This is a genomic window from Flavobacteriales bacterium (assembly GCA_016716605.1).
In the GTDB taxonomy this organism is placed as follows: domain Bacteria; phylum Bacteroidota; class Bacteroidia; order Flavobacteriales_F; family PHOS-HE28; genus PHOS-HE28.
This window is the reverse complement of the sequence record JADJWA010000001.1, coordinates 2,497,399-2,513,176: the sequence shown is the minus strand read 5'-3', so window position 1 is coordinate 2,513,176 and position 15,778 is coordinate 2,497,399. Positions and strand designations below refer to the sequence as shown.

15 protein-coding genes are annotated in these 15,778 nt (G+C 62.6%); 4 read left to right on the top strand and 11 right to left on the bottom strand.

What is annotated here, in order from left to right; genetic code table 11:
* Nucleotides 1-3 precede the first annotated feature (3 nt).
* The gene (locus IPM12_10050) at nucleotides 4-912 is read left to right on the top strand and encodes a hypothetical protein (GenBank protein ID MBK9148141.1); all 909 of its coding nucleotides are present in this window, start codon (nucleotides 4-6) and stop codon (nucleotides 910-912) included.
* A gap of 26 nt (nucleotides 913-938) precedes the next feature.
* Here IPM12_10050 and IPM12_10045 read toward each other — a convergent pair whose 3' ends face one another.
* From IPM12_10045 to IPM12_09995, 11 genes are read right to left on the bottom strand one after another with little or no spacing between them, the layout of a single operon-like run.
* Nucleotides 939-1,928: a glycosyltransferase gene (locus IPM12_10045; protein MBK9148140.1), complete on the bottom strand. Its 990-nt coding sequence runs from the start codon at nucleotides 1,926-1,928 to the stop codon at nucleotides 939-941.
* A 6-nt stretch (nucleotides 1,929-1,934) separates the two neighbouring features.
* Nucleotides 1,935-2,948 carry a sulfotransferase gene (locus IPM12_10040; protein MBK9148139.1) on the bottom strand — a complete coding sequence of 338 codons (1,014 nt, stop codon included), beginning with the start codon at nucleotides 2,946-2,948 and terminating at the stop codon, nucleotides 1,935-1,937.
* 2 nt (nucleotides 2,949-2,950) lie between these two features.
* The gene (locus IPM12_10035) at nucleotides 2,951-3,973 is read right to left on the bottom strand and encodes an ATP-grasp domain-containing protein (protein ID MBK9148138.1); all 1,023 of its coding nucleotides are present in this window, start codon (nucleotides 3,971-3,973) and stop codon (nucleotides 2,951-2,953) included.
* A 27-nt stretch (nucleotides 3,974-4,000) separates the two neighbouring features.
* Nucleotides 4,001-5,236: a hypothetical protein gene (locus IPM12_10030; protein ID MBK9148137.1), complete on the bottom strand. Its 1,236-nt coding sequence runs from the start codon at nucleotides 5,234-5,236 to the stop codon at nucleotides 4,001-4,003.
* Nucleotides 5,236-6,108 carry a class I SAM-dependent methyltransferase gene (locus IPM12_10025; protein ID MBK9148136.1) on the bottom strand — a complete coding sequence of 291 codons (873 nt, stop codon included), beginning with the start codon at nucleotides 6,106-6,108 and terminating at the stop codon, nucleotides 5,236-5,238. Before IPM12_10025 ends, IPM12_10030 begins: the two co-directional genes overlap by 1 nt.
* A gap of 2 nt (nucleotides 6,109-6,110) precedes the next feature.
* Entirely contained in the window at nucleotides 6,111-7,238 is a 1,128-nt protein-coding gene (locus IPM12_10020) for a DegT/DnrJ/EryC1/StrS family aminotransferase (protein MBK9148135.1), read from the bottom strand.
* A 32-nt stretch (nucleotides 7,239-7,270) separates the two neighbouring features.
* Nucleotides 7,271-8,224, bottom strand: coding sequence for a sulfotransferase (locus tag IPM12_10015; GenBank protein ID MBK9148134.1), 954 nt, complete (start codon nucleotides 8,222-8,224; stop codon nucleotides 7,271-7,273).
* 6 nt (nucleotides 8,225-8,230) lie between these two features.
* Nucleotides 8,231-9,073: a sulfotransferase gene (locus tag IPM12_10010; protein ID MBK9148133.1), complete on the bottom strand. Its 843-nt coding sequence runs from the start codon at nucleotides 9,071-9,073 to the stop codon at nucleotides 8,231-8,233.
* Nucleotides 9,073-10,335 carry an ABC transporter ATP-binding protein gene (locus IPM12_10005; protein ID MBK9148132.1) on the bottom strand — a complete coding sequence of 421 codons (1,263 nt, stop codon included), beginning with the start codon at nucleotides 10,333-10,335 and terminating at the stop codon, nucleotides 9,073-9,075. The genes IPM12_10010 and IPM12_10005 overlap by 1 nt, the downstream gene beginning before the upstream one ends.
* Nucleotides 10,332-11,213, bottom strand: a complete 882-nt coding sequence (locus IPM12_10000) for an ABC transporter permease (protein MBK9148131.1) — start codon at nucleotides 11,211-11,213, stop codon at nucleotides 10,332-10,334. Before IPM12_10000 ends, IPM12_10005 begins: the two co-directional genes overlap by 4 nt.
* Nucleotides 11,210-13,627, bottom strand: a complete 2,418-nt coding sequence (locus IPM12_09995; protein MBK9148130.1) for a polysaccharide biosynthesis tyrosine autokinase — start codon at nucleotides 13,625-13,627, stop codon at nucleotides 11,210-11,212. Before IPM12_09995 ends, IPM12_10000 begins: the two co-directional genes overlap by 4 nt.
* A 384-nt stretch (nucleotides 13,628-14,011) precedes the next feature.
* Here IPM12_09995 and IPM12_09990 point away from each other — a divergent pair, with 384 nt between their 5' ends.
* From IPM12_09990 to IPM12_09980, 3 genes are all read left to right on the top strand, one after another.
* Entirely contained in the window at nucleotides 14,012-14,560 is a 549-nt protein-coding gene (locus IPM12_09990) for an archaeosortase/exosortase family protein (protein ID MBK9148129.1), read from the top strand.
* An 8-nt stretch (nucleotides 14,561-14,568) separates the two neighbouring features.
* Nucleotides 14,569-15,069: a hypothetical protein gene (locus tag IPM12_09985; protein MBK9148128.1), complete on the top strand. Its 501-nt coding sequence runs from the start codon at nucleotides 14,569-14,571 to the stop codon at nucleotides 15,067-15,069.
* A gap of 64 nt (nucleotides 15,070-15,133) precedes the next feature.
* Nucleotides 15,134-15,778, top strand: coding sequence for an OmpH family outer membrane protein (locus tag IPM12_09980; GenBank protein MBK9148127.1), 645 nt, complete (start codon nucleotides 15,134-15,136; stop codon nucleotides 15,776-15,778).

Genomic DNA, 15,778 nt, shown 5'->3' with positions numbered 1-15,778 from the left:
AGCATGAAGCAGTACCTGCGCCGTGCCTCGCTATTCCTGCTCCCCCTGCTGGTGGTGATAGCGCTCACCGAGATCGCCTTGCGGAGGATCCCGAACGATTACCGGTACACGCACGACCTCCTGACCCAGCGCGGCGACAGCATCGAGCTGCTGATCCTGGGCAACTCGCATGCATACAACGGCATTGATCCCCGGGGATTCAGCAGCCCTGCCTACAATGCCGCGAACATCAGTCAGGACCATCGGCGCGATCTCGCGATCGCGGAGCAGTGCATCGGTCATCTGCCCCAACTGCGGTCCATCATCATCCCGGTCTCCTATGCCTCCATCGGCGCCAGCATCGAGCATGGCCGCGAGCCGTGGCGCGTGAAGAACTATGTGATCCACATGGACATGCCCGAGCAAGCCTCCCGGCTCGACCATCGCTTCGAACTGCTCAACAACCGCAAGCCGGTGCTGCTGGCCATGCTGCGCGATCACCTATTGCATGGCTTGGACAACCGCAGCTGCGGGGATCTCGGTGGCGCATTCAACCGGCCGAAGCCCGGATTGGATCTCCTTGCCGACGCCAAGAAGACCGCTGACCGGCATACCTGCAGCGACCATGAACGGATCCTGCGGAATCTGAACCACTTGGAAGCCATCATCGCGCTCGCGGCCTTGCACGATGCGCGGGTCCACCTGTTCTTCCCACCGATGCATCCAGCCTACCTCAAGGAAGTGGATGATCGCCAGCTGCGGTTGGCCCGGGCCATCGGCCGCGATCTCGCGCACCGGCACGGCCATGTCAGCTACCACGACCTGTCCGATGACCCGCGCTTCCTCGAAGGGGACTTCAGCAACAGCGATCACGTGAGCGCTGCGGGCAACCGCAAGCTCACCGCGATACTCGCCGATACCCTCGGCCTTTGATCGCCTGCGGAGTCCCGAAGCACCATTCAGTGACCCTTGCGCCAAGCACCATAGGCGCGCATCAGCCTCGGAAAGTGCAGTTGCAACCACCAGCGCGCGCGAAGGCGGAGGCTGATATGGCCATGCGGCACGCGCCCGGCATGCGCAAGGAACCATGCGGCGTTCTCGCGATCGCCGGCGTGCATCGCGCGATCGAAGCCATCGGTGATCTGCTTGGCCCAGCGGACCAGGGCGGCTGGCGCGAGCCGGTCGCCGGCCTGCCCATGCATCACTTCATACGCCAGCGCGATGCCGCGCATGGTGCGCAACTCGCCCATCACGCTCATGATCCCGCCTTCGTGCACCCGGCGCACGCTCATGATCCGGTCAACGTAACCGATCGGGCCCTTCATCGCGAAATGCACGTTGAGCGCCCAATCGCCGAAGGGCGCGGTGCGAAAGGCTTCCGGGAACGCCTGCATTCCCTCCCAGCGCCAAATCACACCGGAGGTCGGGATGAAGTTGGCCTCGGTGAGCTCTTCGAGGGTGAAGCGCGGCTTGGCCTTGGCGGGATCGAAGTAGGGCTGCTCCCGTCCATCGTCCCACACATTCATCGCATTGTGGAAGGCCAGTCCCAGGTCGGGCTCCGCCTCCATCTTCTCCACCATGATGCGCAGCCGCTGCGGATCGGGCCAGTAGTCGTCGCCGTCGATGTGGCATAAGTAGCGGCCGCGCGCGTGGCGCAGGTTGTTGAGGAAGTTGTGCCTTCCCGTAGGCCGCCCATCGATGCGGATCATCTGATCGCGCCGGTGCAGGAAGAGGCGGATCCTGTCCGGGTGCTCCGCGGCATAGCGCTGGGCAATGGCGCGCGTGCCATCCGAACTATCGTCCTCGCCCAAGAGCACCTCGTAAGCGAATGGGCATTGCTGCGCGAGGATGCTGTCGAGGCATTGCGCGAGGTACTCGGCGTGCTGGTATGTCGTGATGGAGATGGAGACCAATGGGGCCTCGGCGGAACGGCCATCGATCGCATCCATGATCGATCAGATGCTCGGATAAGCGCCCTCGAGCCATTTGCACGCCTCCATGATCCGCGCCCGCATGGCATCATCCACTCGGACGCGATCACTGACCTCGAAACGCGCAGGGCCCGTGTATGCATCCGGCCATTCGCAGCCCCATTGCTTGAGCTTCGCACCAAGCGCCGCATGGAAAGCCGCGGGGTCGGCGCAGAACGCTTCGTGGTCAATGGTGAGCACATGCTCCGCTGGCATGCTGGCCAATTGTTCCTCGATATGGCGCTGCGTCAGGATCACCTGACCGGCCACTTGCTCCACCGGATCACGCTTGCGCAGCTCTTCGTACTCGCGCGGCTTCACGCTGAACCAGGTGTCGATGCTGCCATGGTACTTCACCCTGGCCTGCAGGAGCGATTGCGTGTTGAAGAACGCATTCCGCCGGGTATGCACGAAGATCACCTTGCCCAAGGCCCGTCGCAGCGCCTCCAGATTGTATTGGAGGATGATTCCCTTGGTGGCGAATGGCTTTCCGAAAGCATGCTGGATGTGCGCGATGCCGCGACGGAAGCCAGCGCCATCGATCAAGTCCTCCTGCTCGGGCGTGATCCATTCCGGATCGACGTTCGGTATGAAGCGCCGCCAGAAGTACCAGAACTCGTTGGGCTGAAGCGCGCCTTTGGTCTTGCCCACTTCGCTCGCGAATTCCGCAGGAGCGCCCAACAAGCCACTGAGCTCGTCCTTGTAATTGAAGCGCGGATCGGCAATCAGCTGCTGGATGCGCGCGCCGAGGTAAGGTGCTTGGTAGAATCGCGAGAGGAGATTGCTCGGGAAGGCCACCAGCCCGCTGGCCGCCAGCCATTGCATGAGCAAGGTGGTGCCGCTGCGCGGCGCGCCGATGATGAGGATCGTGGGGTAGGGCGGCTCATCCGGCAAGGCCGCCAACCGTTCCTCCGCACCGCCAAGCGCATCATTCAACTCGCGCAGCAGCGCCTCAAGGCTGTCGTTGCGCTGGAAGGCCTCCGTGCGGATGGGGTCCATGTTCAGTGGGAAACGGATGGCGTCCGCAGGCTTTCATCCACATGGATACGCTCCTGGAAGAACGACTGCTCCTCGCCGCCGAGGATGTGCAGCTCCTTCATCATCACCACGCCTGCCTTGTAATCGCCTTGCTTGATGGTGACCGGCTCGCCGGTGATCATCTGCATGATTGCTTTCGGGAAGGCAGCGCCCGCCAGGTGCGAGGTGGGATAACCGCCGCCGAAGCGCAGGTTGATCTCAAGCACGTAAACCTTGCCGTTCCAGAGGAAGAGATCGGCATCCAATGGGCCAACGAAGCCGAGGGTATTGGCCAGACGCAGGCCGACCTCCGTGATCTGCTCATCGTGCACCGTGACGGCCTGCTCGGTCTCGCCCATGCGGCTGAGCGATTTCCGCCAGCACACCACGCTGATGGCGCGGCCATTCAGGTCGTTGAGGATATCGAAGTCGTAGGCGTCGCCGCCCAGCGTTTCCTGCACGATCATGTCAGGCTCCAGGTCGAAGAAGACCTCCAATTCCTTCCAATTGCGGGCCTTGAAGGTGTTGCGGCTGCCGAATCCGGAACGCGGCTTCACGTACACCGGGAAAGCGAGTGCGCCTTCTTCCATGGCGCGCTTCACGCTCACAAGGTCGAGCCAGGTCTCTGCGGTCTCGAATCCATTGGCGCGCAGGAATTGGAAGGTGCGCCACTTGTCGAAGCAGATATCAGCGGCCTCAGCGCGCGGGATGAAGCACTTCACGCCGATCGCCTCGAACTCGTGGACGTGCTTGCTGAGCCGGTGCACATCCATGTCGAAGAAGGAGAGCAGGCCATCGATGCGCTCGCGCCTGCAGAGCTCGAGCACGGCGGGGATGTACTCCGGCGAATTGAGGTCGGGCATGAGCACGCCCTTGTCGCAGGCGTTGAAGCCGGGCGTCCAGCGCGTGTTGCTGGTGCCGATGATGCGATCATCTGGCCCGAGCTGCTCACGGAACAGGCGCGCCATGTAGCCGCGCTTGCCGATGCAGGAGAAGAGCAGGTTCATGCCGCGAAGATGCGGCGCGCGTTCCGACTACCAGCGGTAAGTGCTCAGCACGTCATCGAGCGTCTCGGCAGCCTTCACGCACGTGGCTGTCCCGTCGGCGTGCAGCTCAACGATGGCGGGCGCTGCCTTGATGAAGGGCGGCTTGAGCACCACCGTATAGGCGCCTGCGTTGCCGAAGAGCAGGATGTCACCTTCGGCGAGCGCGCCCTTCCAGCCCTTGTGGATCACATCGATCTCCATGCAGGTGTAGCCGCTCACGCACCACTCCCCCTTCTCGCGCGCCACGCCGGGCTTAGGCAGCACCGTGAAGGGCAGGTCGAAGGAATTGAGCGTGGGCTTCAGGTTGTAGATGCTGCCCGTGACGATGGCATGCAGCTGATCCCCGATGCGCTTGGTGCTGGCCACTTCGCAGGCGAACCAGACCACATCGGCCAGGATGCCCATGCCGGGCTCCACGATCAACTCGGGACCATCATCGGGGAATGAACTGGAGAAGGAACCTGCTATGGCCTCAGCATAATAATCGAGGCTGGGCGGCTCTTTGGCCAGCTGCGACTTCAATTCGTCGGGCATGCGACCCGCCAGCCCACCGCCTACGTCTATGTAGCGGGGCTTCGTGCGGTGGAAGATCCACTTCGACGCTTTTATCATGCGATCGGTGCGCTCGGCGTAGCTCGCGGCGCTCCGATCTCCGCCGATGTGGCAATGGATCCCTTCGATCGCGAGGTTGCTCCGCTCGCGTATGGCAGCGATCAGGTCCGGCAAGCCTCGGGCATCCACATCGATCCCGAAGCGCGAGCGCGGGCGTCCATCCATGGGCAGGTTCATCCGCAATCCAAAGGCGATCTGCTTTTCCGGATGCGCGTCGGCGATGGCCATTACGCGCACCGCCTCACCTTCGCTGTCCACATTCACCATGCACCCAGCGAGCAGGGCATCGCGCAGCAGTGCGTCATCCTTCACCGGCCCGTTGAGAATGATTCGTTCGGGCGCCGCACCGAAACGCAAGGCCATGTCGAACTCCATGCGTGAGACCACTTCGGCATACGCTCCTTCCGCATAGGCGGCCTTGCAGAGCTGCGGGATGTAGTTGGTCTTGTATGAATGGCCGAGGCCGATGCGCGGATAGCGTTTGCGGAACTGCGTGAAGAACTCGCGGATGTTGCGACGGTAGGCTTCGGTATCGAGCAGGTAGATGGAATCGCCGTGCCCTGAGAGGAGCTGGCACAGGCGATCACGGCCCAAGTCGTCAGCGATCGGCATCAATGCGCGTGGATCAGGTTATCCGTGCGCCATCGTCCATCAAGCATGGCTTCCACGCTCTGCGCGGCGCTCACCTGCACCGGTGGATCGACCCAACTGATCGACTGGTTGCGGAAGATGAGGGTGTCCATGAACAAGAGTTCCTGCTCGAAGAGCAGCGTATTGAGTTCACCGGCCTGCTGCGTGCTGAGCACGATGCGGTCCGGGAATGATCGAGGCTCGTCACGGAGCTGCTGCACGATGATCTCCTGCTGCGGCGTAAGACGTTTCGCTTCCGACAGGTCGATGAGACCATCGGGGCCGCGGTGCGGGAACACGGATTTGTTCGGCCGCTGTCGCAGCAGCCCTTTGAATGATCCCATGCGCATGGAATAGATCCGCTCGAACTCAGCGATGCCGTCGTCCACCCTTTGCCAGCGCGCCGGGCTCCGCTGAGCGGGCCAATCGAGCGCCGCAACGGTATAGCGCACCCGGTCGGGCACCATGAGCGCTCCGGGCTTCAGGAATCGCTTGAGGCCGTGGACGAGCTTCGGCCGATCCTCGTCGCGGCGCGGGTCGTTCAGGTACACCATGGCCAGCAAGGCATCGAAGCGCTGTTCGCCGAGATCCACTTCGAAGAGGTCGCCCTGCATGATCCGCACGCGGTCGGCCAAGCCGTTCTCCGCGACTAGCATACGCGCCAAGGAGATGTCCGCAAGGTCCACGCCGACCACTTCGGCACCGGCCTGCCCTGCCCAGATGCTCAGGATTCCGCTGCCGCATCCGGCATCGAGCACGCGCATGCCGGGCTTGATCCGTTCCTGGATGATGGCCTTGAGCGCGAGCGCGCGATGCGTGCGCCGGAGCAGATCGTAATGCAGGTATGGATCCATGGTCAATGCCTCACCCGTGCAGGCGAAGCGGTGGTTGCTTGCGGCCTTCCAGCCACTTGACGGATGAGCTTGGCGATGCGCTCCGCATCCGAATGCTCCAATCCCGGATAGAAAGGCAGGCAGATCGCGCGGTCGGCGGCGTCCTCTGAGACCGGCATGGCCGTTCGCTCGACATAAGGCAGCGTGTTCAACGAAGGGTAGAAGTAGCGGCGCGCGTGGACGCCATGCGCCGCCAAGGCCTCGATCACGCCTTGCCGCTTGGCACCATCACGGAGCAGGATCGGGAAGTAGGCGTGGTTGTATTCGGTGCCGGCCGGAACCACCGGGCGCGTGATGTCGGCATCGATGAGTTCCTCCGAGTACACCTCAGCAAGCGCCGCCCGGCTGCGCAGCACCTCAGGCATGTGCGGCAGCACGGCCAGGCCCATGGCGGCGTGCACCTCGCTCATCTTGGCGTTCATGCCCAGCGTGAAGTGGTCGTCGTTCACATGGCCGAAGCTGCGCAGCAAGCGGGTGGCCTTCTCCAGCTCGGGCGTATGCACGATGGTAGCACCGCCTTCAACGGTGTGGAAGAGCTTGGTGGCATGGAAGCTCAAGGTGCTGGCATCACCGTAGGAAGTGATGGGCCTGCCCTTGTAGCGCACATCGAAGGCGTGGGCGGCATCGTAGATCACCTTCAGGCCGTGGCGCTTGGCGATGGCATCGATGGCCTCCACGTCGCAGGGGATGCCGTACACATGCGTTGCGAGGATTGCCGAAGTGCGGGGCGTGATCGCCGCTTCGATCCGTTCCGGGTCGATGCAGAGTGTGTCGGGCTTGATGTCCACGAACACCGGCGCGCACCCTTCCCACAGGATCGCGCTGGTGGTGGCCACGTAACTGAAGGGCGTGGTGATCACCTCGCCTTTCACGCCGAGCGCACGCATAGCCAATTGGATCGCGAGCGTGCCATTGGCCATCAGCAACAGATGCGGTGCTTCGAGCCGTTCGCGCAGGGCGCCTTCCAAGCGGCGGTGCAAGGGGCCGTTGTTGGTGAGCACGTGGCTCTCGTAGGCCTCATGGAGCAAGGCCATGTATTCTTCCTGCGGAGGAAGGAAGGTGCGCGTGACGTAGATCGGGGTGTCCGCCATGGGGGTCGTGCAAGTTACCGTCCGCCTCTGGATCAGGGCCTCACCTGGCGCGTGATCGGCGAGGACCAGATGCGCTTAAGCGCCCGAAGCGACTCCCCAAGGCGCACGCGCAGCGGGAACAGGGCCATACGCAGGCGATCGGCCGAAGCGATTGCCCACCAGCCCTCCTTGGCGTAGCCCCAATGGCGCAGCTGGGCCCCGGCGATGGCATCGATCCAATAGCGATCGATCAGGGTGAAGTGCTGCCGCCAGGTCCGCCGAACAACCGATGCATCGCCCTTCCCTTGCGCAACAAGGCCCTTCTCGCGATGGTGATTCGCAGCGATGGACCCGCAAAGCGCTTCATTGTTGTCGATCCCAAGAAATGCGAATAGCGCCGCCAGTTGGCCGGGTGTTCCGGATACCAGTTCCTCGTAGCGCACGGTGCGGAAGCGGGGGCCGAACCCGGCGCCGTGGACTTGCGCCATCGCAGTGCTCTGTGCCCATTCTTGTGCAGCGGCTTGCACTGAAGTGCCCGAATGCCCCATGAGGTCGGGAGCGGCAAGCATGCTGGAAATGGCAGCGCGCCCATCGCGGACAAGATGGATGCACCTGCTGCCCGGCATCAGCGCCGCGATCGCGGAGAGATGCCGCACGTAAGCCGGATGCTTGTCGAGGATGAGCGTGGCGCCGGGCCTGCGGGCCTGCACGCGAGCATAGACCTGGGCGGCAACTTCATGCAAAGCGCTCATGAACTCTTCGTTGGAGAAGAGCGCTGGCATGCCGAAGGGCCGTTGCGTTCGCTCCAAGCGCCCGGCTTCCTTTGACCATGCGCTGAGGACCGGCGCGAGGTAGGCTGAGAACAAGGTGAGCTCATGATCCAGCGCTGCGACCTGCGGGTGATCGCCCAGCATGCGGCTCAGCCATGTGGTTCCGCTGCGTGGTGAACCCACGATGAAGACCAGTCTCGACGGATCCAGGATCGGGTGGTAACGGGCCGTGCTCATGCGCCCCTACGGCTTCGGGTCTTGTTGTGGCGCCGCATCCACGATGTCCAAGGCATGACCGACCGTGCGTTCCAAGGCGCGAAGGTCAGGCTCGAAATGCGCATGCAGCAGAGCGGCGAGGTCCGCAGGAATAGCCGACGGATACGCACGTGCATTGCTGCGGGTGGCGAATGCCGGATGGCCTGCGGGGAAAGTCTCGATCCCCAGCCGGGTAAGCACATCGTTCACGAGGGCCTGCGGATCACGGGTGAGTTCATGGAAACTTCGCACGAGCAATGCGCTTGCTCCGATATGGTCGATGAAGCGCTGCACTTGTGGCGCGTAGGTGCTGTTGGCCAGATAGGCATGATGCGCGTAGCATGGCTTGCCTTCAAGTTCATCGGCAACGGCCTGCTCAAAGGTCCTTGGATCGTGGAAGCGGTGGTGCTTGCCGCCTTTGAACTGGCGGTACATGTTCCACGCGGAGTAGGCCCTGGACACGGGATCGCGGAGCACTGCCAGGCACAAGGCCTTCGGCAGGTGCTGTGCGATGCGTTGCGCCGCCACCGGCGACATGAGGTAGCTGGGCGATGCTTCAAGGGTGATGTGCCTGCTCATGGCCACGGGCCTGCGCGGGAAACTCTTCCAATACGCGGTAAGGCCTGCCCCGTACCGTTCATCGCTGCTGAAGAAGTCAATCTCCTTCACGGCTGGAGGAATCACCTTCGGATGCTGGCTCAGCAGGTCGAACAGTGTCGTGGTACCGGCTTTCTGGGCACCGATGATGATCAGCTTCGGCGACATGCGCGGCATCAGCGGCTGCAATGGCCGCGTGATCGTCAACAGCGCTTTGCCGAGCATGGCCGCCATCACCGCTGCCAGGTGAGCATGGGCCTCACCGCACCGGGCATCTTGCGGAAGGTGGAGCCCGAACGGGCGCCTTCGTGCACATCGATGCTCAGCACATCCTCCGCCTTGAAGAGGACCCGTCCTTGACGGAAGAAGACCAAGTGGTAACGATAGGTATTGGAGTTGAGCAGCTGCGCGGGTATGGTGCAGGCCACTTTGCTGCGTCCAAGATTCCAGAACCGGGCCGGTTGGCTGGCAGAGAGGTCGTTGCTGAAGGCGATGGCATCGTTGCCCGTGCGCACTTGCAGCCGGATATCGAGGTCGGCATCGGCGATGCCCAGGTTGTCCAGCTCGATCTCGATGCGGACGGCCGAATCGGTGGTGAAGGCTCCCGAAGGATCATCGCTGATCGCGCGAACGGAGACCAGGCGAAGGTCCTCCGTTCCAGGGCCCTCCCCTTCGGCCCATTCCTGGGCACTGTGCTGATGCGTGCTCACAAGCAGGTAATCACGCACCAGTTCATCCGTTGGGCCTTCCGCTCGGAGCCGTCCTTTCTCAAGCCAGATGGCCCGCGTGCAGAGGCTCTGCAGGCTCACCAGGTTGTGGCTCACGAAGAGGATGGTGCGCCCGCTGGACGCCACTTCACGCATGCTGCCGATGCATTTGCGCTGGAACTCGGCATCGCCCACGGCGAGCACTTCATCGACGATCAGGATCTCCGGATCCAGGTGCGCGGCCACGCTGAAGCCCAAGCGCACTTTCATGCCGCTGCTGTACCGCTTGATCGGTGAATCGAGGTGATGCTCGATGCCGCTGAAGGCGATGATCTGGTCGAGCTTGCGGTTGATCTCGGCCTTGCGCATGCCAAGGATGGCGCCGTTGAGGTAGATGTTCTCGCGTCCGGTGAGCTCCGGGTGGAAGCCCGTGCCCACCTCGAGCAAGCTGCTCACCTTGCCGCGCATGCGGATCACGCCTTCGGTAGGCAGGGAGATCCGGGAGAGGAGCTTGAGGAGCGTGCTCTTGCCCGCGCCGTTGCGCCCGATGATCCCGAGCATCTCGCCGCGCTTCACCTCGAAGGACACGCCTTGCAGCGACCAGAAGTAATCGCCCACGCGCTGCTCACCCTCCGGCGCGCGCCGCTTCTTGCCCGCATTGGCCCGACCGCGCATTCGGCCCCAGAGCGCAGCGGCCTCATCGGCAAGCAGGTCGCTGCCCATCACGCCCAGCCTGTATCGCTTGCGCAGGTCCTCGACCTGGATCACCAAATCACTTCGCCCGCTCATATCACATCAGCGAATGAGCGCTCTACGCGCTGGAAGAGAAGCAGGCCGAGCACCAGCACAACGACTGCCACCCCTGCGCTGTACCAAAGGGTGCCCCATTCCATGGGCATTCCGAGCAGGGCTGCACGGAAGCCCTCGATCACCGGGGTGAGCGGGTTCAATTCGATGGCAGCGCGGAGCTTGCTGCCGGGCGCGGTCATCGAGAGGGGGAAGATCACCGGGCTGGCGTACATCAGCAGTTGCACAGCGAAGCCGATGAGGAGGCCGAAGTCGCGGTAGCGCGCGGTGAGCGCGCTGACCCCGAGGCCGACGCCCAGGCCCATGACGGCGATGATGGCGATGAGCGCGGGCAACATGGCGGCCTCGGCCCCCACGGGCCATGGGTGCTTGCCGAGCAGCGCGTAGATGAGCGCGAACACCAGATAAGCCGTGAGCTGCACCCCGAAATTGAATCCGGTGGCGAGCACCGTGGCCAAGGGCGCCACCAGCCGTGGGAAGTACACCTTGGTCATCAAGGCGGCGTTGCTCAACAGGGTCTGGGAGGTGCGTGTGACCACGCCGCTGAAGAAGCCCCAGGGCACCACTGCGCTCAGGTAGAAGAGCAAGGGCGGTATGCCGGACGGCGCCATGCGCGCCATGATCCCGAAGACCACGGCGAACATGATGGAAGTGAGCAGCGGTTGCAGGACCTGCCATGCAGGGCCGATGAGGGTCTGCTTGTACACCGCGAGCAAGTCGCGCCGGACCAGCAGCAGCAGCAGGTCACGATAGCGCCAGATCTCGCGCAGGTCCAGGCTCCACCAACCGTGTTCGGGACGTACCACTACCTCCCATTGCTCCGATTGCGCGTCCCCGGCATCACGCATGGCCATGGTCATGCGGATTGGTTCCGGTCATCGCTCTTCTCCTTGCCTTTGCTCCGGCGGCCATAGCCATATCCATAGCCATAGCCGCTGCCGTAGCCGTACGCATAACGGTATCCGTAGCCGTAATTGGTATTGTAGTAGTACTTGCTCTTCTTCATCCGGACGCCGTTGAGGATGAAGCCAGCATTCACGCCAGGGTTGGTGGCCAGCACTTCCAAGGCATTGTTCACGTGGTCCTTGCTGGCGAACTGCGTGTTCACCACGAACATGGTGCAGTCGGCATAGCGCATCATGAGCAATGCATCGGTGATCAGGCCCACGGGCGGGGTATCGACGAGCACATAGTCAAACTCATGTCGGGCCTCAGCGAACAATTCCTCCAGCTTCTTGCTGAGCACGAGCTCCGAGGCATTGGGCGGGGTGGGGCCGCTGAGCATCACATGGAAATTCTCGAACTGGGTGGGCAGCACGGCGTCGCGCCAGGGCACCTTTCCGATGAGCACATTGCTCAGGCCCGTAGTGCTGCTCATGCCGAGGCCCGTGGCCACCTTGGGCTTGTGCAGGTCGAGTTCGAGCAGCAGCACGCGCTTGCCGGCCTTGGCCAGGATCGCGCTGAGGTTCACCGAGCAGAAGGTCTTCCCTTCGTTGGGCCGGTAGCTGGTCACCATCACCACTTTGCCGCCTTCGCCCCTGCCCTGCACGTATTCCAGATTGGTGCGCACGGACCGGAAGCTCTCGGTGATGGCGGCCTTGGGGTCGCTATCCACCACCACGTAGTTCTGTTCGGCTTTCTCGCTGGCGATGATCTCGCCGTAGATGGGCAGCGGTGTGAGTTCCTTGAGCTGGTCGGCGTTCTCGATGCGGTCGTAGAACATCACGCGGATGAAGACCACCAGCAGGGCCACCACCACCCCGCCGAGCATGAAGGTGTACAGGATCTTGGCCTTGTCCGGCCGGATCACGCCCAAGCCGCGCGCGCTCTCGATCACCTTGGTCTGCGGCACGATGCCCGCGCGGGCAATGATGGTGCTGGCGCGCTTCTCGAGCATGAACGTGTAGAGCCGCTCGTTCACGGCAAGGCGGCGCTGGATGTTGATCATGTCGCGCTGCTTCCTCGGGAGCTTCTGGAGCATGCGCTCATAGTCGCCGACCTGTGATTGCACATCGGCCATGCGCCCTTGCTTGGCGGAACGGGCGTTATTGATGTAGGTGAGCAGGCTGGCGCGGTCCCGGCGAAGCGTGCTATCAACCTCTTGCACCGCCATGTTGGCTGCAGTGCCGGAGTAGAGCATGGCATTGCGCTCCATCTGCTTGTTAACGAGGCTGCCGAGCATTTCGCGGAGGAACATGTCCTCGATGATGAAGGTGGCCGGCGGCAGCAGGCGCTCGTCCTCGCTATTGAGGACGTACTCCTCCAACGCATCAAGCGCCTGCATGTCGAGCTCGAACTGCCTCCGCTGCTTGTCGTAGGTGACCATCTCGCTGAAGAAGAGGTTCTCCTCCCGCTCGATGTCGATGACGTCCTCATCCTGCTTGTAGCTGAGCAATTCGCGCTCATGCTGGTCGAGCACCACGGTGACCTCAGCGAGCTGGCGGTCGATGTAGTTCACCGTATTCTCATTGATCTCGTATTCGCTCTTCAGCGTCTGCCGGATGTACTCCGCGGAGAGCGAATCCAGGAAGAGCTTGGCGCGCTCAGACACCTCATCCTCCGTGGTCACCTCAAGGATGGTGGTGAACTCCTGGTTCTCGACCTTGATGGACCTGATGCGCTCATTGACTTGCCGGGCGCGCTCATGCCGCACGAATTGGTAATCGGTCTGCGCGAACTGGGCCTGATTCTTCGCAGTCATGTACGGCGAGCGGTCCACGCGGATGACGAAATCATCATCGCGCTCATCCACATTGAACCGGAAGGTCTTGCGAGCGACCTCCCCATCCTTGTCGTAGCTCAGCTCGTAGCGGTCGATATCCAGGATCCGCAGGTCGATCGGCCGGTCATACAAGCGCTTGGAGAGCACCTGCATATTGACCTTGAAGGGCATGTTGCCGTAATGCTGCGTGGTCTTGAATCTGCCGACGATGAAGTACGAAACGTCGAAATCCAGCTTGTCCAGGGTCCGGTTCACAAGGTCGAAGCTGGTGAGCACCCGCTTCTGGTTCACGAGGTCGCTGTAAGCGCCAACGTACCCGATGCTCTTGTACACCTGGGTCTGGTAGTCGTACACCTCGCGGTCGCGCAGCAGGATCTGGGTCCGAGCGCCATATACATCCGGCAATTTGTAGCTGTACAGGTAGGCCAGCACGGCCGAGACGCCAAGGGCAACCGCCACGAAGTACCAGTTCTTCGTGGCTATGCGCAGGAAGGCACGGACATCCTTCGCATCGATGATGCTGTTGCGCTGCTGAGCCTTGGGGGAGGACATCCAGTGGGGTGCGGACGCGCAAGGGCGCGGTTTACCGCCGATGAAAGCGGCCAAATATAGGTGGGGGGTCCCGCGTGCCTAGGACGGAGCACTGCCTTCGTCGGTCGAAAAGTCATTTTGGCGAGATTGATTTGCTTTCGATACTTTTGGCGGCGATCAAAGTCCTCCTGATCTGATGCAACTGGTCCTACGCGCGCTCTTCGTCCTCGGTATGGTTGTGCTTCCCTGCGCTGGTGCCCTCATGGCACAGCCTGTCGGTGGGCCGCCGCCCTGCTGGCCCCCGCCTTGCATCCCGATTGACGGCGGATTGAGCGCTTTGTTGGCAGCTGGCCTGCTATACGGGGGCGCCAAGGCCGCGCAGATGCGCCGGCGTCAGGCATAGGCATGTCCCTCTCTTCCGGCTCCGCGACCAAGCGTGACCCGCTGATTCGTTTCCTTGTCGTTGGAGTAGGCCTTTGGCTGGCATGGCTCCTGACCTACCACCTAGGGCTGCATTCCTGGGGCAAGCTCGATCGGGCCGTGATCAACAGCCTGGTCTCCATCGCCACCTTCGTCCTCGAGGGCCTCGGACACGAAATGCTGCCTGAGCCGCGCATCGATCTGGAGCGCTACATCGGTATTCAGGGCGGAAGCCATCTCTGGATCGGCGATCCCTGCAATGGCATCCCGCTCTTCGCCGTGTTCATGGTCTTCATCATCGCCTTTCCAGGACCTTGGAAACACAAGGCCTGGTTCATTCCTGCTGGCATCGCCCTGATCCATTTGCTCAATGCTCTTCGTGTCGCGGTCCTGTGCATCGTTGTCACACACGGTTATGGCTGGCTCGAATTCAACCACGACTACACCTTCTATGTGGTGGTTTACGGCGCCGTATTCGGGCTCTGGTACCTCTGGGTGAAGCGGTTCAGCAATTGGACGAAGCGCGTTGCATGAACGCGGGCATGATTCAATCGTGGGCATCACGCGCCGGTACGGCGGTCTCCAACCTGGTCATCCCGAAGAAACGCGCGTTGATGAGCCTGTTCTGGCTTGGCCTCGCCTCACTGCTCGGGGCTGCCCGTGAATTCGTGGCCACCAACATCAATTTCCAGATTGACTTCCTCTCGAACAGCCGCGAGCGGAACTACGCGCATTCGGTGTTCCGTGACTGGGCGCAAGGCTGGGACCTCGCCGACGCCCAACGCGCGAAGTGGCTGGCTGCTGGCGCCTTCATGGTTTCCATGGCCGTGCTCACTGCGGCCATGGCGCGCACGCGATTCGGCGATCACCGCTACGCGGTGCCCGTCATGGTCTTTTTCGCTGCGCTTGGCGCATGCGCTGGCATCTGTTACTGGGCCAACCCGGCGCTGCTCAGGCCCGTTGCCATCGCCATCCTTCATGCCCTGCAATACCCCGTGCCGGTGCTCCTGGTCTGGGTGCTGAGTTGGGTCCGCATGCGCTGAACGTGCTCCCGCGATGGGGTTCACGCCTGGAGGCGAATACCTTCGCGCGCCGCGCTCAACGCCCATGATCAAGCCCCTGCCCACTATCCTCGTCATCTGGAACATCGCGCTGACCGGCCTTTGCGGCTGGCTCATGATGCGCCAACCTACCAGCCCCGATGCGATTGCCGAGGCAGTCCATGATCCCTCTGTCGCCCCAGCGCCCTCAATGGCCGACAGCGCCGGGCTGAACCGCGCGCGCATCGCCTTCTTCCGCATGGACAGCCTGCGCCTCGGCTATGAGCTGATCAAGGAGAAGGACCAGCGCTACATCACCGAAGGCCGACGGCTGGAGGCCGGGCTGCAGGCCGAGCAGGCCAAGGCGCGCGAGCGGTACCAGCAATTGATGCAGAAGGACCAGACCTACAGCACGAAGGCGGAGGTGGAGCGCGACGAAGCCGAGCTGCGCGGATTGATGGAGAAGCTGCAAGGCATGCAGGTCGAAGGCGAAGAGCGGCTGGCCCGCATGGAGGGCGAGATGCTGAAAGAGATCGCCAAAGAACTGGAGGATTACCTGAAGGAATTCAACGCAGGGGCCGGCCACGACTACATCTTCAGCGTGCAAGGAGGCGGGCAGATCTGGGTGGGCAATGAGGGCCTGGATATCACGCAGCAGCTGGTCGATGGGCTGAATGCTCGCCATCGCGCGCGCAAGGCCGCCAATAAGTAA

Excerpts from the sequence above, each read along its gene's own strand:
- IPM12_10045 (MBK9148140.1), bottom strand. The coding sequence starts at position 1,928 with ATGGATGCGATCGATGGCCGTTCCGCCGAGGCCCCATTGGTCTCCATC.
- IPM12_10035 (MBK9148138.1), bottom strand. The coding sequence starts at position 3,973 with ATGAACCTGCTCTTCTCCTGCATCGGCAAGCGCGGCTACATGGCGCGC.
- IPM12_10010 (MBK9148133.1), bottom strand. The coding sequence starts at position 9,073 with ATGGCGGCCATGCTCGGCAAAGCGCTGTTGACGATCACGCGGCCATTG.
- IPM12_10000 (MBK9148131.1), bottom strand. The coding sequence starts at position 11,213 with ATGACCATGGCCATGCGTGATGCCGGGGACGCGCAATCGGAGCAATGG.
- IPM12_09995 (MBK9148130.1), bottom strand. The coding sequence starts at position 13,627 with ATGTCCTCCCCCAAGGCTCAGCAGCGCAACAGCATCATCGATGCGAAG.
- IPM12_10015 (MBK9148134.1), bottom strand. The coding sequence starts at position 8,224 with ATGAGCACGGCCCGTTACCACCCGATCCTGGATCCGTCGAGACTGGTC.
- IPM12_10020 (MBK9148135.1), bottom strand. The coding sequence starts at position 7,238 with ATGGCGGACACCCCGATCTACGTCACGCGCACCTTCCTTCCTCCGCAG.
- IPM12_09980 (MBK9148127.1), top strand. The coding sequence starts at position 15,134 with ATGATCAAGCCCCTGCCCACTATCCTCGTCATCTGGAACATCGCGCTG.
- IPM12_09985 (MBK9148128.1), top strand. The coding sequence starts at position 14,569 with ATGATTCAATCGTGGGCATCACGCGCCGGTACGGCGGTCTCCAACCTG.
- IPM12_10050 (MBK9148141.1), top strand. The coding sequence starts at position 4 with ATGAAGCAGTACCTGCGCCGTGCCTCGCTATTCCTGCTCCCCCTGCTG.
- IPM12_10040 (MBK9148139.1), bottom strand. The coding sequence starts at position 2,948 with ATGGACCCCATCCGCACGGAGGCCTTCCAGCGCAACGACAGCCTTGAG.
- IPM12_09990 (MBK9148129.1), top strand. The coding sequence starts at position 14,012 with ATGTCCCTCTCTTCCGGCTCCGCGACCAAGCGTGACCCGCTGATTCGT.
- IPM12_10030 (MBK9148137.1), bottom strand. The coding sequence starts at position 5,236 with ATGCCGATCGCTGACGACTTGGGCCGTGATCGCCTGTGCCAGCTCCTC.
- IPM12_10005 (MBK9148132.1), bottom strand. The coding sequence starts at position 10,335 with ATGAGCGGGCGAAGTGATTTGGTGATCCAGGTCGAGGACCTGCGCAAG.
- IPM12_10025 (MBK9148136.1), bottom strand. The coding sequence starts at position 6,108 with ATGGATCCATACCTGCATTACGATCTGCTCCGGCGCACGCATCGCGCG.